At 47.7% G+C, this 26,069-nt stretch carries 23 protein-coding genes; all 23 read left to right on the forward strand.

The features are described from left to right. Positions 1-19 precede the first annotated feature (19 nt). The 23 genes from KE626_RS06850 to KE626_RS06960 all read left to right on the forward strand — a co-directional run bounded on the left by KE626_RS06850 (position 20) and on the right by KE626_RS06960 (position 26,063). Positions 20-739, forward strand: a complete 720-nt coding sequence (locus KE626_RS06850) for a response regulator (protein ID WP_211972111.1) — start codon at positions 20-22, stop codon at positions 737-739. 124 nt (positions 740-863) lie between these two features. Next, positions 864-1,673, forward strand: a complete 810-nt coding sequence (locus KE626_RS06855; RefSeq protein WP_211972112.1) for a polysaccharide biosynthesis/export family protein — start codon at positions 864-866, stop codon at positions 1,671-1,673. Between the two features lie 3 nt (positions 1,674-1,676). Beyond that, positions 1,677-4,028: a GumC family protein gene (locus tag KE626_RS06860; protein WP_211972113.1), complete on the forward strand. Its 2,352-nt coding sequence runs from the start codon at positions 1,677-1,679 to the stop codon at positions 4,026-4,028. 105 nt (positions 4,029-4,133) lie between these two features. Then, entirely contained in the window at positions 4,134-4,640 is a 507-nt protein-coding gene (locus tag KE626_RS06865) for a transcription termination/antitermination NusG family protein (protein ID WP_211972114.1), read from the forward strand. Between the two features lie 17 nt (positions 4,641-4,657). Further along, entirely contained in the window at positions 4,658-5,680 is a 1,023-nt protein-coding gene (locus KE626_RS06870; RefSeq protein WP_211972115.1) for a mannose-1-phosphate guanylyltransferase, read from the forward strand. Positions 5,681-5,696: 16 nt separating this feature from the next. Next, positions 5,697-6,641, forward strand: coding sequence for a GDP-L-fucose synthase (gene fcl, locus KE626_RS06875; protein WP_211972116.1), 945 nt, complete (start codon positions 5,697-5,699; stop codon positions 6,639-6,641). Positions 6,642-6,652: 11 nt separating this feature from the next. After that, the gene (locus KE626_RS06880) at positions 6,653-7,999 is read left to right on the forward strand and encodes a UDP-glucose dehydrogenase family protein (protein ID WP_211972117.1); all 1,347 of its coding nucleotides are present in this window, start codon (positions 6,653-6,655) and stop codon (positions 7,997-7,999) included. Positions 8,000-8,056: 57 nt separating this feature from the next. Then, positions 8,057-9,154, forward strand: a complete 1,098-nt coding sequence (gmd, locus tag KE626_RS06885; RefSeq protein WP_211972118.1) for a GDP-mannose 4,6-dehydratase — start codon at positions 8,057-8,059, stop codon at positions 9,152-9,154. Between the two features lie 10 nt (positions 9,155-9,164). After that, positions 9,165-10,718, forward strand: a complete 1,554-nt coding sequence (locus KE626_RS06890) for a lipopolysaccharide biosynthesis protein (RefSeq protein WP_211972119.1) — start codon at positions 9,165-9,167, stop codon at positions 10,716-10,718. A gap of 5 nt (positions 10,719-10,723) precedes the next feature. Beyond that, the gene (locus tag KE626_RS06895; RefSeq protein WP_211972120.1) at positions 10,724-11,887 is read left to right on the forward strand and encodes a glycosyltransferase family 4 protein; all 1,164 of its coding nucleotides are present in this window, start codon (positions 10,724-10,726) and stop codon (positions 11,885-11,887) included. Then, positions 11,871-13,136 carry a hypothetical protein gene (locus KE626_RS06900; protein ID WP_211972121.1) on the forward strand — a complete coding sequence of 422 codons (1,266 nt, stop codon included), beginning with the start codon at positions 11,871-11,873 and terminating at the stop codon, positions 13,134-13,136. Before KE626_RS06895 ends, KE626_RS06900 begins: the two co-directional genes overlap by 17 nt. Before the next feature lie 19 nt (positions 13,137-13,155). Further along, positions 13,156-14,301 (forward strand): glycosyltransferase family 4 protein, encoded by a 1,146-nt coding sequence (locus KE626_RS06905; RefSeq protein WP_211972122.1) that lies wholly within the window; start codon positions 13,156-13,158, stop codon positions 14,299-14,301. An 11-nt stretch (positions 14,302-14,312) separates the two neighbouring features. Then, positions 14,313-15,239 carry a polysaccharide pyruvyl transferase family protein gene (locus KE626_RS06910; protein WP_211972123.1) on the forward strand — a complete coding sequence of 309 codons (927 nt, stop codon included), beginning with the start codon at positions 14,313-14,315 and terminating at the stop codon, positions 15,237-15,239. Positions 15,240-15,241: 2 nt separating this feature from the next. Continuing rightward, positions 15,242-16,600: a hypothetical protein gene (locus tag KE626_RS06915; RefSeq protein ID WP_211972124.1), complete on the forward strand. Its 1,359-nt coding sequence runs from the start codon at positions 15,242-15,244 to the stop codon at positions 16,598-16,600. Continuing rightward, positions 16,597-17,673 (forward strand): glycosyltransferase, encoded by a 1,077-nt coding sequence (locus KE626_RS06920; protein WP_211972125.1) that lies wholly within the window; start codon positions 16,597-16,599, stop codon positions 17,671-17,673. The genes KE626_RS06915 and KE626_RS06920 overlap by 4 nt, the downstream gene beginning before the upstream one ends. 11 nt (positions 17,674-17,684) lie before the next feature. Then, positions 17,685-18,815, forward strand: a complete 1,131-nt coding sequence (locus tag KE626_RS06925; protein WP_211972126.1) for an XrtY-associated glycosyltransferase XYAG1 — start codon at positions 17,685-17,687, stop codon at positions 18,813-18,815. Beyond that, positions 18,816-19,721, forward strand: a complete 906-nt coding sequence (locus KE626_RS06930; protein WP_211972127.1) for a glycosyltransferase family 2 protein — start codon at positions 18,816-18,818, stop codon at positions 19,719-19,721. 6 nt (positions 19,722-19,727) lie between these two features. Then, a complete protein-coding gene (locus KE626_RS06935) occupies positions 19,728-20,309 on the forward strand; it encodes a WcaF family extracellular polysaccharide biosynthesis acetyltransferase (RefSeq protein ID WP_211972128.1) in 582 nt (193 codons plus the stop codon). After that, positions 20,306-21,739, forward strand: coding sequence for a capsule assembly Wzi family protein (locus KE626_RS06940; RefSeq protein WP_211972129.1), 1,434 nt, complete (start codon positions 20,306-20,308; stop codon positions 21,737-21,739). The genes KE626_RS06935 and KE626_RS06940 overlap by 4 nt, the downstream gene beginning before the upstream one ends. A gap of 18 nt (positions 21,740-21,757) precedes the next feature. After that, positions 21,758-22,981 carry a WcaI family glycosyltransferase gene (locus KE626_RS06945; protein ID WP_211972130.1) on the forward strand — a complete coding sequence of 408 codons (1,224 nt, stop codon included), beginning with the start codon at positions 21,758-21,760 and terminating at the stop codon, positions 22,979-22,981. A gap of 30 nt (positions 22,982-23,011) precedes the next feature. Further along, on the forward strand, positions 23,012-24,397 hold the full coding sequence (locus KE626_RS06950) for an undecaprenyl-phosphate glucose phosphotransferase (protein ID WP_211972131.1): 1,386 nt from the start codon (positions 23,012-23,014) through the stop codon (positions 24,395-24,397). 106 nt (positions 24,398-24,503) lie between these two features. Continuing rightward, positions 24,504-25,157, forward strand: coding sequence for a Rossmann-fold NAD(P)-binding domain-containing protein (locus tag KE626_RS06955; RefSeq protein ID WP_211972132.1), 654 nt, complete (start codon positions 24,504-24,506; stop codon positions 25,155-25,157). Positions 25,158-25,373: 216 nt separating this feature from the next. Further along, entirely contained in the window at positions 25,374-26,063 is a 690-nt protein-coding gene (locus tag KE626_RS06960) for an NUDIX hydrolase (protein WP_211972133.1), read from the forward strand. Positions 26,064-26,069 lie beyond the last annotated feature (6 nt).

The following is a 26,069-nucleotide window of genomic DNA, read 5'->3' on the forward strand; positions in this document are numbered from 1 at the left end:
AAACCTCACCCCTTTAATTATGATTAACATTGGAATCATTGAAGACAACCATTTTCTATTAAACAACTATCGTGAATTTCTCGAGGATTTTCAGGAATGTAAAGTTGTATTTGCATGTAAGTCAATAGAGGAATTTATTGCGCTGCCGGTAACGTATCCGGATGTAATGGTGGTGTTGCTGGATATCACCTTGCCTGGCATGTCGGGTATTGATGGAATAGCGGAGGTAAAGCAGCGCTATCCTGAAACGAAAGTGATTGTATTATCCGGACATGATGGTAAACAATATATTATTGAGTCCATAAAAAAAGGCGCCAGCGGTTATATTATCAAAACAAGCCGTTTGAGTGATATCTACCAGTCTGTGATGGATACGGTACAAAACGGTGCGACCTTATCACCTAAAGCAGCACATCTGCTGATCAGTCATCTCAACAAAAATCCGCTGGAGGGCATCAGGGATAAACTTACCCGCAGGGAATACGAGCTGGTGGAGTTACTGAAAGAAGGTTACTCATATAAGGAAATGGCCGCGCAGTTGTTTGTCACCGTGTTTACTGTGAACCAACACCTGAAAAAAGTGTATCAGAAGTTGAACGTTTCCACCAAATCAGAATTGATTTCAAAAATCTGGTCAAATAATTTATTCTCCCTCTTCTTTTTTGCATCACTCTCTGAAAATTTTTCAGATTTTTATTTTGTTGATATGTTGACTGATTTTCTGGCTGATCTACTTTAACGAGTAGTAAGATCTATGGCCTGAAGGTAATTTGTACTGTAGTGAGTAATTGAATCCGAGTAGTAACTGAAGTAATATTGTATGGAGATGCAAGGACAGTGTAAGTGATGATGTAAAATGCCATATGATGATATTGAAAACCTGCTTAACCTGGATAGGATGGGGATTACTATGCTTCAGTTGTTTGTTTACTTCCTGCGTGTCAACCAAAAATGCTGTTTATTTCAGTGACATAAAAGACACGGTGCTATCGCCGGTAGATGGTAATTTCGAACCCCGGATACAAAAGAACGATATACTGCAGATCAATGTAAGCAGTCTTAACCCGGAGGATGTTATCATCTACAATGTATCCAACATGACTTCCGCCTCAGGTGCAGGAGGCGCCAATGCTGGAGCAGGCGCTATGTTGGGCGGCTTCCTGGTAGATGAACAGGGATATATTCAATACCCCGTATTAGGGCCGGTAAAAGTAACCGGTCTTACCAAAAAAGCACTCACCGTTTACCTGCACGACCAGCTCATAGAACGTAAGTTGCTGGTAGATCCTGTGGTGAGCATCCGTTTTTTAAACTACCGGGTTACCATACTCGGAGAGGTGAGTAAACCAACGGTAGTAAATGTAACCAACGAAAAAATATCCGTACTCGAAGCGTTGGGTATGGCAGGCGATATAACGGTATTCGGTAAACGAAATAACATCCTGTTAATCCGGGAGGTAGACGGGGAGCGGATCATCCGCCGCATGGATCTGAATGATAAACGCGTTCTTAACTCTCCTTACTATTTTCTGCAATCAAATGATATACTATATGTGGAACCCAGCAAGTCAAAGATAGCAACGGCTGACCGATCCCGGCAAATATTGCCCATTGTGCTCAGCAGTTTATCTCTGCTCGTTATTGTCCTGGATCGTTTAGTTATTAATAAGTAGTATATGCAAAAAGTAAACGGACATAAAACCCAGTCGGTGGAAACGCCATTGAGCCTGCTCACGCTCATCCGTTCCCGCTACCTGCCATACTGGCCGCTGTTTGCAGTAGCCGTGGCAACCGCCCTGGCAGGTGCATTTCTGTATCTCCGCTATGCTACTCCCTTGTATAAAATTTCCGGCGTGTTACTGGTACAGGAAGCCTCTAACGGACTTGGTGCCAGCGATATGCTGCAATCGCTCGACCTGATGGGCGGCAGCAAAACAATCATGGAAAATGAAATTGAAATTCTAAAGTCGCGCACACTAACGAAGGCGGTTATACGAAACCTTAATTTATACGGAGAGGTAATTGAAAAAGGGAAAATAAGGGATGTGGTACTTTATAAAGACAGCCCCCTGAAATTTACTTTCCTGGAACCGGACGCCATACAATTAGCCGCAACAGGCACATGGCCATTTACCTATCATGAAACAACAAAACAGGTAGCCATCGATGGGCAGCAATACCCGGTAGGCGACACTGTGCAAACCCGCTGGGGTAAACTGCTGATACAGCCGCAGGGAAAACATGTTGATACTGCCGCAGGTTATTCCCTGCACCTGATGACGGAAAAACAATGGATGCAGCTTTTGCTGGCAACCATAAAAATAATGCCCGCGGCCAAAGCCGGCAGCGTGGTAGACCTGGAGTATACCGATGCTGCCCCGGAGCGTGGAGAGGAAATTGTAAATGAACTGATCAGGGTTTATAATAAAGCGGCAGTAGAAGATAAAAACAGAACCTCCGCCAACACGATGAGCTTTGTAGAAGAACGGCTGCGTATTGTAAGCGCTGAACTGGGACAGGCAGAAACACAGGTAGAACACTTTAAAACTGCCGAAGGAATTGTGGACATCAGCGAGCAAAGCAAATTATTCCTGGCCAGCGTTCAGGAAAATGACCGTAAAATCAGCGAGGCCAATATGCAGCTTTCTGTGCTGGACGCCATTGAAAAATATGTTAACAATCAACAACCAAACGGCAATATTGTACCAGGCACTATTGGCCTCTCTGATCCGGTATTACTGGAACTGGTGACAAAGCTGTCGGAAACAGCATTGCAACTGGAGCGGCTTCGAAAAACAACCGGGGAAAACAGTCCGCTGCTGGCCAGTTTAAACCGGCAGGTGGAACGGCTGAAACCCGCCATCATGGAAAATATCGGGAGTTTGCGCGCTAACCTCCAGGCCGGGTTGTCACGACTACAGGCAGAGAATAACCGCAACACAAGCATCATCCGCAGCGTACCAGGAAAAGAAAAAGCACTGCTGGAAGTAAGCAGGCAACAGGTCATTAAAAATAATATCTACACCTTCCTGCTGGAGAAACGCGAAGAAACCGCGCTGGCATACGCGGCTGCGGTATCCGACAGCCGGGTGGTAGATGCGGCAGAATCGGCTGCTTATCCTTTCAGTCCGCAGAAACCTATGGTGTTGGGTATCTCTGTACTGGCAGCAATGGCGCTGGTAGTAGGATTTGTGTCACTGAAAGACATGATGAACCGGGAGGTAATGTTCCGGGCGGATATTGAAAAAGTAACGACCGCACCCATTGCTGCTGAAATCATGCATCACGACAGTAAAGACCCCGTAGTGATGAGTAATAACAGCAGGACCGCAGTAGCAGAACAGTTCAGAGCATTGAGAACTTCCCTGTCGTATATAGGTTTGAATGGCGACCGCAAAACATTGCTGATCACCTCTTCCATTTCCGGTGAAGGCAAAAGTTTTATATCGGTCAACCTGGCAATGAGCCTTTCGCTGGCAGGGAAAAAAGTAGCGTTGCTGGAATTTGATCTCCGGAAACCCATGGTCAGTAAAATGCTGCATATGCGTGCAGACCCGGGCATCAGCAACTACCTGGTAGGTAAGGCATCTTTACAGGATATCCTGCAAAAGGTGGGCGACAATGGATTTTTATACCTGCTGTCTGCCGGCATCATGCCACCTAATCCGAGCGAGCTTATTCTTAACGGGCAGCTGGAACACCTGTTAAGTGAGTTGAAAGAACGATTTGATTATATCATTATTGACTCAGCGCCGGTAGGACTGGTAACAGATGCCAGGTTAATTGCTCCCTTCTGTGATGCCACCCTGTATGTGGTGCGTCATCAGCGTACACCAAAACACTATCTTAAACTGGTGGAAGAGCTTTACCAGAACAGGGAACTCGGAAAACTGAATATTGTATTTAACGGTATAAAACGACAAGGTGTAGCAGGTTACGGATATGGCTCCGGATACGGTGACATAAACGGTTACGGCTACACGGAAATAACAAGAAAACCCGGTTTGTTCAAACGCAGCGCGAAGTAACTGCTGTTGTATCAGATCACACCACGCGAATAACGGGAAAAGTATGCCCCGTCCTGCCCTTATAAATTCTGCACGAACTATCCGATCACCTTAAAACCGGCTCCTATGTTTAATGAACAACCATTGGCCTGGTATGCGGTATATACCCGGCCCAAATGCGAAAAAAAAGTAGCTGATCTGTTCACGCGTAAAAAAGTGGAACACTATCGCCCCGTCAAACAGTTGGTGCGTGCCCGTAAGATGATAGAGGAACCTCTGTTCCCTTCTTATGTGTTTGTACACATTCCTGAAAGCAGGAATTGGGTGGTACGCGAAACAGACAATGTGGTGAATTTTGTGTACTGGCTGGGGCAACCGGCCATTATACCCGACCACGAAATTGCGTTGATCCGGCATTTCCTTCGTGACTATGAAGAGGTAACCGTGGAACAGGTGCCTATACAGGCAGGCGGAGAAAGGGCGCCGGCTGCCGGCGGAAAGATCATACAGCTTAGCAGCAACCGGGTAAAGGTGGAATTGAGCAGTTTAGGTTGCATGCTGGTAGCCAGGATACCATCAAGGGAAATAACGGTGATCACCGGAAGTAAAACCGTCAACGGACATCATTACTGATTTAAACAACCAACCTTATGATGCAGCATATTCTTCTTTGCGGCGGCTCCGGCACCCGATTATGGCCTTTGTCGAACCAGCAAACGCCCAAGCAGTTATTAACCCTGTTTGATGGTTATAGTCTCCTGCAACTGGCTTTCCGGAGAAACCGTTTTGCCTGTAACAAAGTAATGGCCATTGTCAATGAGCAACAGGCCGCTATTGTAACAGAGCAGCTGGAACAGGCAGGAGCGGCTGCACCTGTATGCCTGGCAGAACCGGTAGGGCGTAACACAGCCGCTGCTATTGCGCTGGCTGCTTTTGTGGCCGATCCCGATACTATTTTACTGATCACGCCTGCCGACCATCTCATTGGTACCCCCGACAGGTATGCCATGGCGATAGAAACCGCGGGGATACTGGCTGCCGGCAATCATATTGTCACCATCGGACTGGTACCCACCTATCCGGAAACAGGGTTTGGTTATATCAGTTACTCCGGTCATGATGTGTTGAGGTTTGTGGAAAAGCCCGATCGGGTGGTAGCGGAAGCCATGCTGTCTGCCGGCGGATTCCTCTGGAACAGCGGCATATTCTGTTGTAAAGCCCGTGTGATGCTGCAGGAGTTGCAACAACATGCGCCCGCCATTTATGAGGCCGCCGCCATCGCCGCTGCTGAGTGGAAAAGCACCGGGTTACTGTCGAAGGAAACCATGGAAGCTATTCCGGCAGACAGTATTGATTATGCCGTATTGGAGAAAAGCAGTATTGTAAAAGTAGTGCCTACCCGGATGGACTGGAGCGATGTGGGAAGCTATGAAGCACTGGCAGATGCGCTTTCTGAGCACTACCAATACCGTAATCACCAGGCAGTATTTATTGAAAGTGATCCGCATAAAAATATGGTGATCGGAAAGGATAAACTCGTGGCCCTGGTAGGTGTGGAGAACATGGTGGTAGTCAATACTGCCAGCGCCCTGCTGATCATGAAACGGGGCCGCGGACAGGATATCAAGCAACTGCATCAGTGGGTGAGGGATAACCGCCCCGAATTATTATAAACAATTATTAAAGCATATGGAAGCAAATGATCCGATCTATATAGCCGGTCATCGCGGGATGGTAGGCGGCGCCATAAAAAGACGACTGGAAACACTGGGCTATCAGCGTATCATTACGCGTAATTCCGGCAGTCTTGATCTGCGCAAACAGGAAGACGTAGAGGCGTTTTTCGCTGCCGAAAAGCCTGCCTATGTATTCCTGGCGGCAGCGAAGGTTGGTGGCATACATGCCAACAATACCTATCGCGCAGCGTTCCTGTACGATAACCTGATGATTGCTGCCAATGTAATACATGCCGCCTGGAAACATGGTGTCACCAAATTACAGTTCCTCGGCAGCTCCTGTATTTATCCCCGTATGGCGCCACAGCCTATCAAAGAAAGCTTTTTGCTTACGGGACTGCTGGAACAAACGAATGAGCCCTACGCCATTGCAAAAATTGCCGGTATCAAATTATGTGAGGCTTACCGTGACCAGTATGGCTGCAACTTTATCAGCGTAATGCCGACCAATCTTTTTGGTATCGGCGATAACTACCATCCGGAAAATGCGCACGTGTTGCCGGCGTTGATCCGTCGTTTTCATGAAGCAAAAGTGAATAATAGACCATCGGTAACGGTATGGGGAACGGGAACGCCTAAACGGGAATTCCTTTTTGCCGACGACCTGGCAGATGCCTGTGTATACCTGATGCTGCATTACAACGACAGAGAACCGGTGAACATCGGCAAAGGAGAAGACTTAACGATCAGGCAGCTCGCGGAGTATATTAAAGAAGTGGTTTGCTATGAAGGTGAATTATTATTCGATGCTACCAAACCTGACGGCACGCCCCGTAAACTGATGGATGTATCCAGGCTGCACCGGTTGGGATGGAAACATAGTATCAGCCTGAAAGAAGGGCTGGTAATGGCTTACAGGGACTTCCTGCAGCAGGATCAGTTCAAATTACAATCTTAAATACCAGTTGTATGAAAGTAGTGATCGTAGGTACCGGGTACGTTGGTTTAGTGACCGGCGCCTGTTTGGCAGAAGTTGGAACAGAAGTAGTGTGTGCAGATGTGGACGCAGCGAAGATTGCCCGCTTACAAAACGGCATACTGCCTATTTATGAACCAGGATTACAGGAAATAGTGATGCGTAACCAGCAGGGTGCACGCTTGTCTTTTACCACAGATCTGGCCGCTGCGCTACCAAAAGCAGAGGTAGTATTTATTGCGGTGGGTACGCCTCCCGGCGAAGATGGAAGCGCCGACCTGAAATATGTATTACAGGTAGCCAGCCAGATAGGACAGCTGATGGATCATTACCTGGTAGTCGTTACCAAAAGTACAGTACCGGTGGGTACCGCCGCCCGCGTGAACCGGGCAATAAAGGAAAGTCTTGTTGCCAGGCGGCTGATCCTCGACTACGACGTAGCCTCCAACCCGGAGTTCCTGAAAGAAGGCGCTGCGGTAAACGATTTCCTGAAACCCGACCGTATAGTCGTTGGCGTGAATACCATGCGGGCCAGACAAACGCTGGAGCAGTTATACCGTCCCTTTTTGTTGAACGGACACCCGATTCTGTTTATGGATATCGCATCGGCAGAGATGACCAAGTACGCGGCCAATGCCATGCTGGCTACCAGGATATCTTATATGAATGATATCGCCAATTTATGCGGACTGGCAGGCGCTGATATCAACCAGGTAAGAAAAGGTATTGGCAGCGATCCGAGGATAGGTAAACATTTTCTTTATCCGGGTATCGGCTATGGAGGGTCCTGTTTCCCCAAAGATGTAAAGGCCCTGATACAAACTGGCCGGGAATATGGTTATCAGCTGCGCATACTCGATGCGGTTGAAGCTGTGAATGAAGACCAGAAACGGCTGTTGTTTCAGAAAGTGCTGCGTCATTTCGATGGAGATATCAGGGATAAGAAGTTTGCGGTATGGGGACTGTCGTTCAAACCGAACACAGATGATATGAGAGAGGCCCCGTCGCTGGTGCTGATCAACAGTCTGCTCAGCGCCGGCGCCATCGTAAGCGTATACGACCCGGTAGCCATGGAAGAGGCATTGAATTACCTTGGCAGCAATGTCACCTTTGCGGATAACATGTACAGCGCCGCGGAAGATGCAGCTGCGGTGCTGCTGGTAACAGAGTGGAATACATTCCGGATGCCGGACTGGGCACGCCTGCAGGGGCTGATGCAATCGCCGCTGTTATTCGATGGCCGCAATATCTATGATGATGTGCAACTGGTTAAACAGGGCTTCACCTATTACGGTATCGGCAACGCTGCCGCTACCACGGTAAACGTGCTGGTGCAATAAGGACACTGTAAACACCGCTGTAATAATTAATTCTATCACCACTAAAATAACGATTGTATGAAAGTAGCCCTGATAACAGGTATCACCGGCCAGGATGGCGCCTACCTGGCAGAATTGCTGCTGGGAAAAGGATATATGGTGCATGGCGTAAAGCGTCGCGCCTCCCTGATCAATACAGAACGTATTGATCATTTGTACCAGGATATGCACAGCGAAAATGTTCGCTTCCGTTTGCATTATGGTGATATGACCGATAGCACCAACCTGATCCGCATTATACAGGAAACACAACCCGACGAAATTTATAACCTGGCAGCCATGAGTCATGTAAGGGTCAGCTTTGATACGCCGGAATATACGGCCAATGCAGATGGGATTGGTACCCTGCGTTTGCTGGAAGCGCTGCGTATCCTGAAAATGGAAAAGAAAACCCGGATTTACCAGGCCAGCACATCAGAGTTATATGGACTGGTGCAGGAAGTACCGCAACGGGAAACAACTCCCTTCTATCCACGCAGTCCTTATGCCGTAGCTAAGTTATATGCCTACTGGATCACCGTAAACTACCGCGAGGCTTATGGTATGTATGCCTGTAATGGTATCCTGTTTAACCATGAAAGCCCGCTGCGGGGAGAAACCTTTGTAACCCGAAAGATCACCAGGGGCGCAGCGGCGATTGCGCTGGGTTTACAGGATAAATTATACCTGGGTAACCTGGATGCACAACGCGACTGGGGACATGCGAAGGATTACGTGGAGGCGATGTGGCGTATCCTGCAACAGGAGCAGCCGGACGACTATGTGATTGCCACCGGTATTACTACTACGGTTCGCGAATTTGTGCGCATGGCCTTTGCGGAACTGGGTATCACCATCACCTTCCAGGGAAGTGGCGTGGAAGAAACGGGTGTCGTTACTGCCTGTACAAACGAAGTATATGCGCTGCCGTTAGGAAAGGAAATTGTGGCCATCGATCCGCGCTATTTCCGCCCTACCGAAGTGGAGCTGCTCATTGGCGACCCCACAAAATCCAAAACGGTATTGGGCTGGGAGCCCGCCTATGACCTGGCGGCGCTGGTAAAGGAGATGATGGCGGCCGATGTGGAATTATTTGCAAAGAAAGAAGTCACTCAACTGGAACACTTAATCGGATAAATCAACGGTCATGCAGGTAGCTAACAGGGTGATACTGAATACAGGCGCACTTTACGGACGGATGCTCATCACCGTTTTTATTTCCTTGTACGCCACCCGGCTGGTGCTGAACCTGCTGGGAGCAGCTGATTACGGGTTGTTTAACCTGATCAGCGGAGTGATTGCCATGTTATCATTTCTGAACATTGCGATGACGATCAGCACACAACGGTATATGTCTTTTCACCTCGGTACTAAAAACAGTCATAAACTGAGAATGGTTTTTAACGCCAGCGTGTTGCTGCATTTTATACTCGGTATGACGATGGTATTGCTGTTTGAAGTAGCGGGCAGCTACCTGTTTGATCATGTACTGAATTACCCGGCAGAACGTACGATGGCGGCAAAGCTCATCTTCCAGTTTATGGTGGTCAGCGCTTTTTTTACCATCATTTCGGTACCCTATGACGCTACATTGATTGCACAGGAAAACATGGTAATGGTAGCGGTACTGGGAGTGGTGGAATCCCTGGGGAAGTTACTGATCGCCATTGCCCTGCAATACACCCGCTATGATAAGCTGATCGTATATGGTGGTTTGATGGCATTGCTGACAGTACTGTTACTCCTGTTTAAACAGGTGTATTGCGCCATGAAGTATGATGAAAGCAGGATCAGGATACGGCGGTACTTCGACCGCCATTTACTGAAAGAGATGTTTGCTTACGCCGGATGGAACATGTTTGGCGCAGGCAGCGTAGTGGCCCGTAATCAGGGACTGGGGCTGTTGCTTAATATATTCTTTGGTACCATCGTCAATGCCGCCTATGGTATTGCCAACCAGGTAAATGCACAATTAAGCTATTTCTCTGTCACCATGCTGAGAGCCTTAAACCCCCAGATCATAAAAAGTGAAGGCAGCGGCGATCGGCCACGGATGCTGCGACTGGCCATGATTGCCAGCAAGTTCTCTTTTTACCTCCTGGCTTTTTTTGCCATCCCCATGATGATAGAAATGCCTTTCGTATTGCAATGCTGGCTGAAACAGGTACCGGATTATACGGTGATGATGTGCCGCCTGGTTGTTATCGCTACACTCATCAACCAGCTGTCGGCCGGGATACAGGTGGCGGTACAGTCGGTTGGGAAGATCAGGAAATACCAGGTAGTAGTAAGCACCATGGTGCTGCTGAACCTGCCCATGGCCTGGCTGTTGCTGAAAGCAGGCTATCCTTCTTCTTCGGTGTTAGTGAGCGCCATCGGGATAGAAGTGGTGAGCGGACTGTATCGTATGGTCGCCGCAAAAAAAATTACAGGGTTATCGCCACCGGTGTTTACCAGGCAGGTGATCATCCGGGCAATAACACCGGCGTTGTTATCCGCCGTGCTGGCAGGGATACCGCAGCTATTGATGCCGCAAGGTTTTGCACGGCTCGGTATTACGATGCTGGTGAGCGCCATATCGATGATCATATGGGTACGGCTGATCGGCCTGACACCAGATGAAGCAACAAAAATGGAGCAATTATTCAGCCGGGTATTTTCAAAACTTCAGGCAAGACTGGTAGTATTAAAAGCGAACTAACGTATATGTATATACTCTTTTTTACAGACATTTCGCCTTTTCCGCAAAACGGCGGAGAAAGGATCAGGAGTTATTACCTGATCAAAGCCTTGTCGCAACTGGGATATGAGGTAATTGCCGTTGTCCGGAATGTGGAAAAGGTAGACCTGCAGCCTTATTATCTCCCCAATGTTACTTTTTATACCTATGAAGCAAAAGATTTTGACCTGCTTACCCGCATTACCGGCAAACAATATTTCCAGCGCTCCCGGGCTATACTGGATATATTCCGGGAAATATGCCGCGAATACCCGGTAGCGGCGGCTATCCTTGATTACGGCTATGTAGGTCATTATATTTCTTTTTTCAGCAGCAGGAATATCCCGGTGATACTGGGTACGCACAATGCGCAACCGATGATCACCTGGCAGCTGCCTTCGGGTAGCCTGCTGGACAGGCTGCGCAAGCTGCAGTTGTTCAGTATGGAGAAATTACATGAGCGGCTGTACTTTAAAAAAGCTGCAGCGGTACTCGTGGTAAGTGAGGATGATCATGCGTATCATACCCGGTTCCTGCCAAAGCAGAAAGTGTTTACGGTGCCCAATTTCCTTGATCAGAAAGATTATCACCTGTTTGGGAAAAAGCAGCAAAGGGTATTGGTGATGACGGCTAACTTCGGCGTATATATGAATTTCGCCGGCCTGAAATGGTTTGTTGAAAATGTATGGGATGAAGAGCTTTCCCAAAAATATGATCTGTGGCTGGTAGGCAGGGGATCAAAAGAAGCGTTGAAAAGTATCACGGGCAAGGAAGAGTACCGGAATATTGTAGCCTTTGGTAAAGTAGATGATGTGAAATGGTATATCTCTGTGGCTACGGCGGTGATTATTCCGTTGGTGCATGGGAGCGGTACCCGCTTGAAGTGCCTCGAAGCGATGGCGCTGAGAACGCCGGTTATCAGCACTGCCAAGGGAGTAGAAGGCGTAAAAAGTAAACATTTTATAGTGGCTGATCAACCGGCTGCGTTTAAAGCATCGTTGCTCAATTTTGACAGCGATACCGATAAAGGCGCCCTGTTGCAGGAAGATTTTCAGCAGGAGTACAGCCTCGAAGTAAACAGGCTGCGTTTGCAGCAGATTGTTAACTACGCCGTGCGCGGTAAAAGGTCATCCCATGCTCAACCGGCTTAAAATAGCGTTATATACCCTGCTTAGCGGCGTGAATGTGGCGCTGGTCGGACAGCTGAAGCTGAATGAGATCATGGTGCTGTTGTTTGCACCGTTTGTATTTGATATCCGTGATTTCAAGGCCTTTCCTTTGTTCAGAAAAATTATTGTTGCACTGGTAGCACTGTTTATTTTCCAGGCAGTCACCGATCTGTTTGTCGTAAATAGTTCTTCTGAAAATTTTATGCGCGGGTGGGCGGCGATCATTATGTCCATTCTTTCCTTTATTTTTTTGTTTAAAACATTGAGAGATGATAAAATTATTTTCTTCTTTCTGTGTATGACCCTGCTGAAAAATATTATCTGGACAGATGACAATGCGGACACGGATATGTCGTATTTCAAGTTTAAAATGGTACCCATATTGTCTTACGGCGTTTATGTCCTGTCCTTTTTATTATACCGGAAAGGCCAGTGGAAGGCTGTGCTGGCGCTGTTGCTGGCGTATAGTCTTTTATGTTTTGCACGGGATTCACGATCTACGGGGATGGTATTTTTCCTGGGTGCTATTATCATCTATTGTTTCAACAGCGGCATGTACCTCACGCGCGACCGGCTCCTGGTATTTGGCATAGCGGGATTGTTATTGTTTCAGTTTGCTTATGTATGTTATGTCAACGCCGTATTGAATCATGAGATAGGAGGAGAGCATGCTTCGGAACAGATAGATCGTTTGGATAATCCATACAATCCATTGGAGTTGCTGATGACAGGCAGAGGCGAAACCTTTGCCGCACTGGCAGCTATTAGCGATGCACCGTTGTTTGGCCACGGCTCCTGGGCTAAAGACGATAACCTGAAATATTACCGTATCCTGTTGTTGTATCAGAATGAGGAGATGAATGAGCAACTGGCTGCTTCAACGGAGCACCTGATTCCCAGTCATTCCATCCTGCTGGGAGCATGGGTAAACTGCGGATTAGGCGGGTTTGCAGCCGTATTGCTCGTCTTTATTTTGCTGTTGAGAATGGGTTTTTACCTGGTTCGCCATGCCGCAGATACGGCCTTGTACCCGGTGTTGGTACTGATGACGATAGGAGTGATCTGGACCTTTCTTTTTTCACCGATACAGCAGCTGCGGTTTAACATACCTGCGATTGGTGCTATCCTGCTGAGAGCATATTATGAATGCGTGGAAGAAACAAATGAGGCGGTGGTTGAAGCGGATATAAACGAAACAACGGTTTTAATTTCTCCCGGAGGGAAAATATAAAAGGATAAAAATAACAGCTATGAAAATATGCTTCATTACACTCGGTAACATACAATTCATTGCCACTATGAAACGCGCTATCGGCATGGCGGATCCTTTGCTGTCGCTTGGTTGGGAGGTAGTTATTATTGCACAGGATAGCAGTGAAAACAGGAAGCGTATAGCCATGGAATGTAGTGAGGCAGTACAGGTGCATTACTACCCGGAGGGCACGGCGGCAGAAGAAGTACGTGCTAAAACGGCGTTGGTAAACGAGATAGCGCCGGATTATATTTTGTTCTGCTCTTTTAGTTTCCGTAACAGGATCTTAAAAAATAAGTTGAAGCTGAAACCCACGATCATTATTGAACACTCAGAATTGCCATCCGGTATTCCAGATAACAGGGGCCTGCGCAGGTATGCTATGCTGGCCCTGGAATACTGGTCGGTATTGTATGCCGACGGATTGTTATGCGCGAGTAAGTATCTCTGTAAGACATATACAAAAAGGGCAGCACAATTATTCCGGAAACAGTTACCGGTGCTTTACTCACCTTACGCATTTAATAACGAAGTGGTAGCGTCACCGCGTGTCCGCTACGATGAATTAAAGGAAATGTATGCCGGTAAAACACTGCTCATCTATATGGGTACGCTTACCCGCAACTATGGTTTGTTTACCATGTTGCAGGCGATGGAGATGATCAGCAGGGAACGTTCGGATGTAAACCTGCTATTGCTGGGCCAGGGGCGTCACCAGGAAGAGGCAAAGGCTTTTGTGAAAGAGAAAGGGTTGTCGCTGCAGGTGCAATTCCTGGGTTATACACCCGAAGAAGAATTGAGTTCTTACTTTGCTGCAGCCGATGCTTTTATATCTCCCCTGAATGATACCGTGCAGGATTGGGCGCGTTGCCCCAGTAAAATATACATGTACATCCCTTTTAATAAGCCGGTGTTTACGTGTAAGATCGGCGAGCCGCTGGAGATATTTGGGAAGGACGGATACTACTTTGATAACCATGCGCCGGTATCGCTGGCTGCGCTGATCAGCCAGCTGGCATCGGGTAAACTGAAACCGGCAACGGTTAACAGCGCGGCGCATAACTGGGGAAGGCGGGCCATTGATTTCACAGACTGGATCAACAGTAACTACGCCGGTAAAGTTTTACGTATTGCTAACCTGTAAATAAGTGCAACGTGAATTATGTTTATTATAAGGATCCGAAGGGGAATTTTGGTGATGACCTGAACGGATGGTTATGGCCGGAATTATTTGGAGAAGGGAAGGATACTGATCCGGATGTGTTACTGGGAATAGGGTCCATCCTGTTTGAAGGTTCACCGCTGTTCCGCGATTTGACAGCACAACGTAAGATCGTATTTGGTACCGGCGTGCGGCCAGTGCATAAAACATTTCATCTGGACAGTAACTGGGATATCCGTTTCCTGCGGGGACCCCTGTCGGCCTATGCTTTCAATAACCAGTTCCCTTATATCGCCGATGCAGCTTATGCGATCCGTCAGCTGCCTGAGTTTGGGAAACTGCTGCAGACACCCAAAAAACACAAGGTAAGTGTGATCCCCTATTTTAAATCGGTACCTTTTTTTGATTGGGAGAGTATCTGTTACCGATTAGGCTTTAACTATATTTCTCCCCGATCCGAAAAAGGCGTGGAGCATACCTTACAGGAAATTGCGGCGTCACAGTTTGTGATTGCGGAAGCGATGCATGGCGCCATCCTGGCCGATGCACTGAGGGTACCCTGGCACCGGTTTGTGTTGTCTACCCCGCATACGGAAGGTAGCGGCGTATCGGAGTTTAAATGGATGGACTGGCAGGCCGCCATTCATCTTTATAATATCAACGCCACGCCGGTGAAGCTATATCGTAAGTCCTTCCTTCATCAAAAAATAAAATCGCTTTCCGGTAATCGTATCAGCGCAGAATTCCTCGCTCCGGACAGGGTGAAAACAGAGTTGCTGAAAACGTTACAGGGCATAACAGAATTTTATTTGTCGGAAGAAGACGTGGTCAGGCGTATTGATAACAAAATCCATGACCAGATATTTTTGTTACAAAGAGAGCAGTGTATAGATACTTCCTCACTTATTACAACACATTAGTTATGCAAAAGGAGTTTATATTATCAGCAGGAGAAGGAGATTTCTTTTTTGGTTTTCATGACCTGGTAGCATGGAATAGTGCGGGTGATAAGCTGCTGGCGCTGCAGGCGCCGGATATTGCAGTTCCGCCAGACCCGCGCGTAGCCTGTGGTGTAGGCTACTTTGATGCTGCGCAGCAATTTTGTCAGCTTGGCAATACCTATGCATATAATTATCCCCAGGGCGCCCGTCAGCAGTGGATAGGGGATACGGATACTTTCATTGTGAATGATCGTGTGGACGATAAATGGGGGGCCCGGATCTACGATGCCAATGCCGGTAAATGTGTATCCACATTGCCGCTGCCCGCGCACGTGATTACGGATGAAGGAGTTGCTTTTGGAATAGACTATGCCCGGCTATTCCGTGTAGGTGGATATGGTTATACCGGACTTCCTGATAAACAGGCGCATATCCATGCGCCTGTGGATTCCGGGATTACAATACATAATGTATATTCAGGTGAGCAGTCGCTGTTGCTGTCTATCGCAACAGTGGCTAATTACCGGATGAATCCTTCACTTGGCCAGCATCATTATATCACTCATTTGCTGTTGAATCCATCGCAGAACCGGCTGGCATTTTTGCACCGGTATAAATTAAAAGATGGTGGGGAAACCACCCGGCTGATGACTATCGGCACAGATGGCAACGGACTCAGATGCCTGGCCACCGGCTTTCTCAGCCATTTCGACTGGAAAGATGACAGACATATCGCTATATGGGGCAGAACGGGCAGTGGCATAGAAAAACTACGCGGTTCATTGTTGTACAAAATGATGCCGGCCGGTTTGATAGCCAATGGAAAGAAGGTGTTGAAGAAATTATTATATACCCGTGAGAAAGGGGCTAAAGCGGTGGCGCCTTTTAACTGGCTGTTGCTGGAAGATGTGGATAACGCGATACCTGCAATGCTGGCAAAGGATATCATAACGGAAGATGGTCATCCGATGTTTTGCCCGGCAGACCGCGACTGGATGATCTGTGACACCTATCCGGATCAGCAGGGCATCCGCACGTTGTTCCTTTTTCAGTACAGCACACAGCAGAAAACAACGTTGGGTACTTACCGTATGATTGATACCAAGCCGGATCTGCGACTGGCAGACCGTTTACTGGATGGTGTGGATGAAGGTGTGTTAAAGGCTTTTTCCCTGGAACAGATGGCCTTTACCCGCAGCGGGTTGCACTGTGATCTGCATCCCCGGTGGAAGCGGGATGGTAGCCTGGTAGCCTTCGATTCTATTCATGAAGGCAGCCGGTTGATCTATGGATATGACGTAAGCAATATTATTCATGCAAATAAAAATGTGCCGGTATGATAGCGATTTTGCAGCCACTGGTACCGCATTACAGGGAGCATTTTTTTAACCGCCTGCGCGAACGGGCGCCGTTTGACCTGTATTGCTATGATGGCGCCGAAGCCCTGCAAAAGCAGCACCTGGCTGCCGGCAGTACCGCTGTTAAATCATTACCTGCCTGGAGCGTAGGGCCGTTTGTGTTATATAATCCACTGCGCTTTTTTAGATCAGATTATAAAGTATTGGTGCTGATGCTCAACTTCGCGCATGTATCGACCTGGATGATCCTGCTGCTTAAACCCTTTTTTAAACAAAAGGTGATCCTCTGGGGACATGGTATTTCAGTGAAGCGATACGTGCAGGAAGAACAACAACCCAACCTGCTGTTGAAATGGATGATGCAGCTGGCAGATGCCACCTGGTTTTATACCACCCGGGAAATGGAGCTGTGGCGGCAGATTATGCCAGGCATGAATGCCGTGGCGCTGAACAATACTATTTCGGAAGTAGAGCGGATTATTCAACAGCCTGTTCCTGATAAAACATTGCTGCGGGAGAAGTATGGTATTCGTGCCCGGAGAGTGTTGATCTACTGTGCGCGGTTTAATGAAACCGGGCGGCGGATTGACCTGCTGCAGCAGCTGATAGCGGAAACCGACCCGGAACAATATGGCTTTATTATTATAGGAGCAGGTAAATACAAGCCCGATTTTAACGGGTATACGCATGTTCATGACTTTGGCGCCGTATACGATGCGGAGGTAAAACAGGAGTTATTCGGGGCGGCAGACATTTATTTTCAGCCGGGGTGGGTTGGATTGTCTGCTGTGGAAGCAATGGCCTATGGCAAACCGGTATGTACATTTAAACGCAGCGAGGCCGTGTTGCAATGTGTGGAATACAGCTATATCCGGGATGGTTATAACGGGTTAATCTTTGACAACATGGAAACATGTTTATATATGCTGGATAAACTCTCCGATAATGAAATCAATACCATGGGGCAACAGGCCAGGAGCTTTGTACGGGAAAACCTGACGATGACGGCGATGGTTGACAATGCCTTGCATTCGCTGCATGCGATGAATCAATAATATTCATTTTTATGAAGATACTTTTTATTGTTCCTTCTTATAAACCCGCTTATGTATATGGCGGCCCTATTGTGGTGATTGCCCGCCTGGCCGAGCAGCTGGTGCAAATGGGGCATATGGTGGAGGTGTACACCACTACCGCTAATGGCGAAAGGGAGCTTGACATAGCAGCCAACACTACGGTAACGGCAGATGGTGTGAAAGTGACCTATTTCAGGCGGATCACCGGGGATCATACACATGTATCGCCGGCGCTCTGGAAAGCGGTGTGGCGTAACGCCCGGCAGTTTGATAAAATACATATTCACTCGTGGTGGAATTTCCTGGTAATCGGCGCCTCATTCATTTGTAAATGGAAGAAGCTGAAACCGTTGCTGTCGCCGCATGGCATGTTCTGCGACTACGTATTTACCGCAAGGAATAACCGCAGCAAACAGCTGTTGCATACGGTCATGGGTAAACGATTGTTGCGCAGCACTTACCTGCATGTGTCATCGGAGCTGGAGTGGAAGGAGTGTCAACAGGTAAACAATGGTTGGAAGGGCGGGCAGGTATTCAACCTGGTTGACCTGCCTGAAGGCAGTTATACACGCGCAGACAATGGCGTTTTTACGATCAGTTTTTTATCGCGCGTAGACCCTAAGAAGGGGCTGGATCTGTTGATTCAGGCGTTGTCGCGGGTGTCTTTCCCTTACCGCTTGCTGATTGCCGGTACAGGCGATGAAAAATATGTGCAGGAATTGAAAGTATTAATTGCTTCGTTGGATATGGATAACAACGTCGAATGGGTAGGTTGGAAGGGCAGCGAGGATAAGTTTCATTTCCTTGCTGCCACCGACCTTTTTGCCCTTACCTCGCGTAATGAAAATTTTGCGATCGTGGTAATAGAGTCGTTGTATGTAGGCACCCCGGTGTTGATCAGCGACCAGGTGGGGCTGGCAGGCTATGTCCGGGATCATGACCTGGGTTGGATCACCTCCATTGAGCGTGTGGAAGACATCAGTGATCAGCTGACGGAGGCCCACCGTGATAAGTTACGGCGCCAACACATTAGCCGGCACGCCCCCGGGCAAATCAGGAATGATTTTAACGATGCCCGGCTGGCATCCTCTTATGTGGAACTATATGAAAAATGTAATTAGATGGAATTGGCGGTAGTGATACTTACTTATAATGAATCGTTGCACCTGGAGCGCTGTTTACAGAACCTTCGGCAGGTGGCTGCTGCCATCTATGTGGTGGATGCTTTTTCTACTGATAATACAGTCGCTATTGCGGAAAGCTACGGCGCTACCGTTTTCCGGCGTAAATGGGTCAATTATGCCGATCAGTTCCAATGGGCATTGGAACATGCAGGTATTAGCGCACCATGGGTGATGCGTATGGATGCAGATGAGTACCTGGAGCCCGGTCTGCTGCAGGAAATTGCCACGCGCATGGATACCGTGCCTGACGGTATAACTGGCATCTATATACGTAGGAAGGTATTGTTTAAAGGAAAGTGGATCCGCTACGGGGGCTTTTATCCGCATACACTGTTAAGGATCTGGCGTAACGGCATAGGAAGTATTGAACAGCGCTGGATGGATGAACACATAGTGCTGTCGGAAGGCACTACCATGCGGTTTGACGAACATATTGTAGACGATAATTTAAACTCTATTCACTGGTGGGTGAACAAGCATAACAACTATGCGATCCGGGAGATGGTGGATTTGCTGAATATCCGCTATGGCTTCTGGCAAACAGACAACCGTTTGCTAAGGGCCCATGGCTCACAGGCAAAGCGTAAACGGTTTCTGAAAGAGAAAGTGTATGCCGCGTTATCGCCGGGTACGCGGGCCTCCATGTACTTCCTTTTCCGTTATGTGCTGCGGTATGGCTTCCTGGATGGGTATAAGGGTTTCTTGTTTCATTTTATGCAGGGATATTGGTATCGTTTACTCGTAGACGTTAATGTACAGGAATTTCAGCAGAAGCTAAAAGGCGATGAAAGCAGGGAGGATATTATGGCATTGTTAAAACAGGATTATAACATTCATATCTGATTTTACATGAAAACCAATCTCGCGACTTTTAATACCGGCACTTACAATGCCGGTCCGAAATGGAAAGTGCTGGCCTGGTACTTTTGTAATTATTATGTGCTGAACAGCGCCTTCCCCTGGCCATATGCATTGAAACGCGGGCTGCTGCGGTTATTTGGCGCCAGCGTTGGCAAAGGGCTGGTTATTAAAACAAAGGTGCGGATCAAATATCCGTGGCGGTTGGTCATCGGGGATCACTGCTGGTTGGGCGAAGGTGTTTGGATAGATAACCTGGCAGATGTAACACTGGGTGATCATGTGTGTATTTCGCAGGGCGCCCTGTTGCTGACAGGTAACCATGACTATAAACAGCCTGATTTTCCCTACCGGTTGGGAGATATTCATATAGAAAACGGGGCCTGGATTGGCGCAATGGCAGTGGTGTGCGCAGGTGTAACCTGTGGCTCGCACAGCGTGCTGACAGTGAATGGGGTGGCTTCGAAAGATTTGCAGCCATGGCTGATCTATTCCGGTAACCCGGCCGCGGCGGTGCGTAAGCGCGATATGGCGGCGCCTCCGGTCACCTTTCTAAATGTAGCGGCTATATGAAAAAAAGCATTATACTGTTACTTTTTATGTGCTATGCGCTTTGTTTAAGGGCACAGCAATGGCTTACAGATTCGCTGGAAATACATGCGGGCGCAACAGGAACGGCGGCCGGTAAAGACTATCAGCCCTTATGGCTGCTCTCGAATCATTTTGGCACTATCAGCGACCGGAAGGGCGATGTATCCACGCAGGTGGGTTTTAGCAACCGGCTGGTATGGAAAAAGGGTTTCTATGTAAAGTATGGACTGGATATATATAACAACGATCAGTTTGGCCACACTTTTATAGAGCAGGGATATATAAAAGCCGGGTATAAAAACTGGGAAATCCGGGGAGGCCGGTACGAAGAAATTATCGGGGAGGTAGACCCTTTACTGGGCAGTGGTTCTATGGGAATCAGCGGCAATGCATTACCCATTCCAAAGATCGGGCTCGCGGTAACAAAATACACCAACGTACCTTTTACCAATGGATGGTTGCAGTTCAGGGGGCTGTTAAGTCATGGCTGGATGGGAAAGGACCAGTTCATCCGGAATGCCTGGCTGCATGAAAAGAATTTTTATCTCCGCATAGGGAAAAACAAACTCAAATTATTTGGCGGCATACAGCACTATGCGGTATGGGGTGGCAGCCGTAAAGATCTTCCGTCTATCACCAGTAACTGGCAGGGATTTATGGATGTGTTGCTGGTGAAAACGAAAGATGATGGCACAGTAGGTAACGCGGATATACAGCCTAACCGGCCGGGCGATCACCGGGGAATTATTGAAGGTGGTATTGATTGGGAGAATGAGCAACTCGCATTACACCTGTATCATCAAACTCCTTTTGAATCCGGTCAGGGTATCGATATACGTAATATAGACCGGCTGCTGGGAATATCTTACACCAACAAAAAAGAACATGGCTGGCTTAGCAAAATAACAGCTGAATTTATTTATACCAAACAGTCGAACGATTTTTATCTGCAGCGGCTAAGGGAAAGCTATTACAACAACGGCGTGTACCTCACCGGCTGGGATTATCACGAGCGCATTATCGGCACGCCATTATTTATAGACCGGAACAGGGGGCAGCATTACTTTCCCGGTATGAAACCCATGAACTGGGATCAGCCAAAGGATTCACTCCGCGGGAAAGGTGGGAACATCATCAATAACCGTGTGGTGGGCGGGCATATCGGGGTGCTTTATCATCTCACAAAAAGAATATCGGGCAAAACATTGATCACCTATACACAGAACTATGGCACTTACACTAACCCGGCGCTTTTTACGCCGGTGAAACGGCAATGGTATACGCTGGAGGAACTGTGTTACCTGCTGCCGGGACGCGGAATTACTGTTACTGCAGCTGTGGCAGTGGATCAGGGCCAGCTGACCAATAACGTTGGGTTTATGCTTGGGTTGCTGTGGAGCTGGAAGAAATAAGATTTAAATATAACGTATATGGGTAAACGAATATTACTGATAGGCGGCAACTTTTCACCGGAGCCAACAGGCATTGGAAAGTATAATGGCGAAATGATCAGCTGGCTGGCGGATAACGGGTACGAATGTACGGTAATTACCTCTTATCCCTATTATCCGCAATGGGAGGTGCAGGAACCTTATCACCGGGCAAAGCATTGGTTTAAAAAAGAGGTTAGCGGCAATACGACCATATACCGCTGTCCGCAATATGTACCGGCGGCGCCTTCCGGCAAGAAACGGATGTTTCAGGATGTGTCTTTTGCGATGTCGGCATTTGTAAAGATGATGCAGCTGGTATGGCAGCGTAAATTTGATATCGTTATAACGGTAGCGCCGCCATTTCACCTGGGGTTGCTGGCGGTGCTTTACAAGCGATTGCGGGGCGCTACTTTTGTATACCATGTGCAGGACCTGCAGATAGAGGCTGCGCGTGATTTACAGATGATCCGGTCGAAACGGCTTATTAGTATGATGTTAAAACTGGAACAACTGATCCTGCGGAGTGCAGATCATGTAAGTAGCATTGCAGACGGAATGATCCGGAAAATAAGCGATAAAACCGGCAGAGAAGTTTTTCTTTTTCCCAACTGGGTGGATGTATCACAATATCATCCGTTAGCGGATAAAGCAGCATTGAAGGAAGCATTTGGTTTTGCGGCCACTGATAAGATCGTATTGTATTCCGGGGCCATCGGCGAAAAGCAGGGACTGGAGGCATTGTTACATGCCGCTGCCGACTGGCAGCATCAACCGGATATCAGGTTCCTGATCTGCGGTTCAGGGCCGTATAAAGTGCGGCTGGAACAAATGGCAGCGCAGCTGGGCTTAAGCAATACTACCTTTTTACCATTACAACCGTCGGGGCAGTTTAATCGTTTTCTCAACATGGCAGACGTACATCTCGTGATACAGAAATCTCATGCCAGTGACCTGGTGATGCCTTCCAAACTTACTACCATATTGGCGGTTGGTGGTATTGCGCTGATCACGGCCAATTCCGGTACGGGGTTACATGAGCTGGTAAGCAGGCATAATATGGGTATACTGGTAGATGCCGAAAACCAGGAGGCATTGCGCACCGGTATTGGAAGGGCCGTATGGGATAACACAACGGACATTGCGAAAAATGCACGGGCTTATGCAGCAGCCCATCTTTCTATTTCGGGTGTGATGACGCGCTTTAAAGAACAGGTAGCGTAGCGCTTTTTATTGATCAACCATCTCTTTCTTATGTTGAACCGGTATCTTAAAATTTGCAGCATCCAGTTGATTGCACTGGACTTTATTTGTTTGAATGTATTGTTTTTTCTCAGCAGTTCCTGGCTGCAACGGTACGACCGTATGCAGGATATAAATGTGGACGTGTTCCTGGTGGTGTCAAATCTTTCCTGGATGGTGGCGCTGTATACCACCGGTATCTATTTTCTTAGTCAGCAGTTGTCGTTTGAACGGATTGCGAGGAAAACGATACAGAGTATTCTTTTGTACCTGTTGTTGCTGTTACTCTTCCTGTTTCTTTCCAAACAATTATATTCCCGTTTGTTCATTCTTATTTATTGCACGGGTTTTATAATGATGGTGTTATTGGGGCGCTGGGTATTTTACCGGGTTACGAGTCACATTCTGCATCGTAGTGGTGTGGAAAAAAAAGTGGTGATACTGGGCTATAATGAGCTGTCGAAAGAGCTGGCGGGTAAGTTGCTGGAAGATAACAGCAACCTGAAATTTGAGGGCTATTTTGAGGAATACAATAATGTGCATGAGCTGTCGTATTATCCGGTGATTGGCAACCTGGAAGCCTGTGTACCGTATGCGCAATCCAATAATATCCGGGAGATTTATTCGACATTGTCGCCGGAGAAATTCCCTTACCTGTATACGCTGGCCAGGGAGGCAGAGTTAAACCTGATCCACTTCCGGTTTGTACCCGACTTTAAATTGTTTGTAAACCGGCAGATCTTTGTGGATTATTTTAATAACATCCCTATCATTTCTTTACGCGCTGAGCCGCTGGATGATATTGCCAACCGGATACGGAAGCGGGTGTTTGATATGGTATTCAGCAGTTTGGTGATCCTGTTTATTTTAACCTGGCTGATCCCTTTGCTGGCGTTGCTGATCAAACTGGAATCGGCCGGCCCGGTGTTTTTTATCCAGTATCGTACAGGTCGTAATAACCAGAATTTTCCCTGTCTGAAATTGCGGAGCATGTATGTGAATAACGATGCCAATTCTAAACAGGCCACCCGCCATGATAGTCGCTTTACGAGGATTGGCCGCCTGTTGCGAAAAACGAACCTGGACGAAATGCCGCAGTTCCTGAATGTGTGGATGGGGCAGATGTCGATCGTAGGACCCCGCCCGCATATGCTGCGCCATACAGAAGAGTATTCGCGTGTGATACAGCAGTATATGATCCGCCATTTTTTGAAGCCCGGTATTACAGGCTGGGCGCAGGTAAGCGGTTTGCGCGGCGAAATCACGGATGAATCACATCTGCGCAGAAGGATTGAACATGACATCTGGTATATGGAAAACTGGTCGGTATACCTGGATCTGCGTATTATATTTTTAACGATCCGGAATACGGTTAGGGGAGAAGAAAATGCGTTTTAACCGTAGTAATGGATCAAATGCTGAATGCCCGGATGTGCCCCGATAATAAAAATGAAGTATTGGAACTAAATATTTAAATTTCAGTACTGAAGTTTAAAATATTCCTATGGAGATAAAAGCCATAATAACAGGCAGTACCGGGATGGTGGGGGAAGGTGTATTGCATGAATGTTTGCAGCATCCGGATGTAAAGGAAGTTTTGGTGATCAACCGCAAACCTTGCGGGGTAAAGCATCCCAAGCTGAAGGAGCTGATCCACAAAAACTTTTACGATATGCTGCCGGTGGCGGCGCAATTGCATGATTACAATGCCTGCTATTTCTGTTTGGGCGTTTCTTCTGTGGGAATGAAGGAGGATGCATACGAGCATGCTACTTACGACCTGACCATGGAAGTGGCCAAAACCCTGGTCACCATGAATACGGATATGGTGTTTTGCTATGTATCCGGCGCGGGTACGGATCGTGACCTGATGTGGGCGAGAATAAAGAAGAAAACTGAGCAGGCATTGCTGCGGCTCCCTTTTAAGGCAGCGTATATGTTTCGCCCCGGCTATATGCAGCCTACCAAAGGTTTGCAAAACACGCAGGGGTTTTACCGGTATATGAGCTGGATGTATCCTGTGTTGCGGCGTGTTTTCCCACAACAGGTGTCATCACTGGCTGAGCTGGGCCAGGCGATGATTAACGTTACCCGCCTGGGGTATCCGCAAAAGGTGCTGGAGGTGAGGGATATCGTGAAAGCAGCGCATACTGTATAAAATGTTGCTAACCTGCGGGATAGCAGCCCACTTTTTATGGGTTGCTACCTGTATCTTTGCATCTTGTTACTTTAACAGTGTAACAGTTGTAGGTTATGAGATGACTGGAATATTCCTATCCCGGGTCCAAATAAAAAAAGGCGGTGCGTAAGCGCCGCCTTTTTGTTTATCTCCCAAAAAATTTGTTACTTCACGTTAAATTGACGCAAACAAAATATGAAGACTTTCCACGAATATAAAAATCCCTCCCTGGCGGTAGACCTGGTGGTATTTGGGTACCACAACAATACCTTATCGGTATTGCTGCTGAATCGTAAGGAAGAGCCGTTTAAGGATTGCTGGACCCTGCCAGGTGGCTTTTTGCAGATGGAAGAAACCTTCCTGGGCACCTGCTCCCGTATCCTGCAAACCAAGCTGGGCATGGATGAGGTGTTCCTGGAGCAGCTGTATTCCTTTGATGCGCCGGACCGTGATCCGAGAGGGCGCGTTATTGCGGTAGGGTATTATGCGCTGATCAACCCGGCTAAATTCCAGGTGGTAGGAGGCAGCATGGCCAACGACGTGCAATGGTTTAATGTCCGGAAAATGCCTGTACTGGGCTTTGACCATAAACAGATTTTCCGGCAGGCACACGAACGGCTTAAATCGAAGATATTATACTACCCGGTTGGCTTTGAGCTGCTCGATGACCTGTTTACCCTCACCGAGCTGCACGAACTCTATGAATGTATCCTGCAAACAACCATCGACCGGCGCAACTTCCGGCGCAAGATCCTGGACGCCGAATATGTGATCAATACCGGCATGAAGCGGGAAGGCCTGAAAAACCGTCATCCGGAACTGTATAAATTCAACAAGCAGCTGAAGAAAAACAACTTCCAGATCAATGTTCCCACTGTATCATAATCATCA

The sequence above is a fragment of the Chitinophaga hostae genome, assembly GCF_018224885.1.
Lineage (GTDB): Bacteria > Bacteroidota > Bacteroidia > Chitinophagales > Chitinophagaceae > Chitinophaga > Chitinophaga hostae.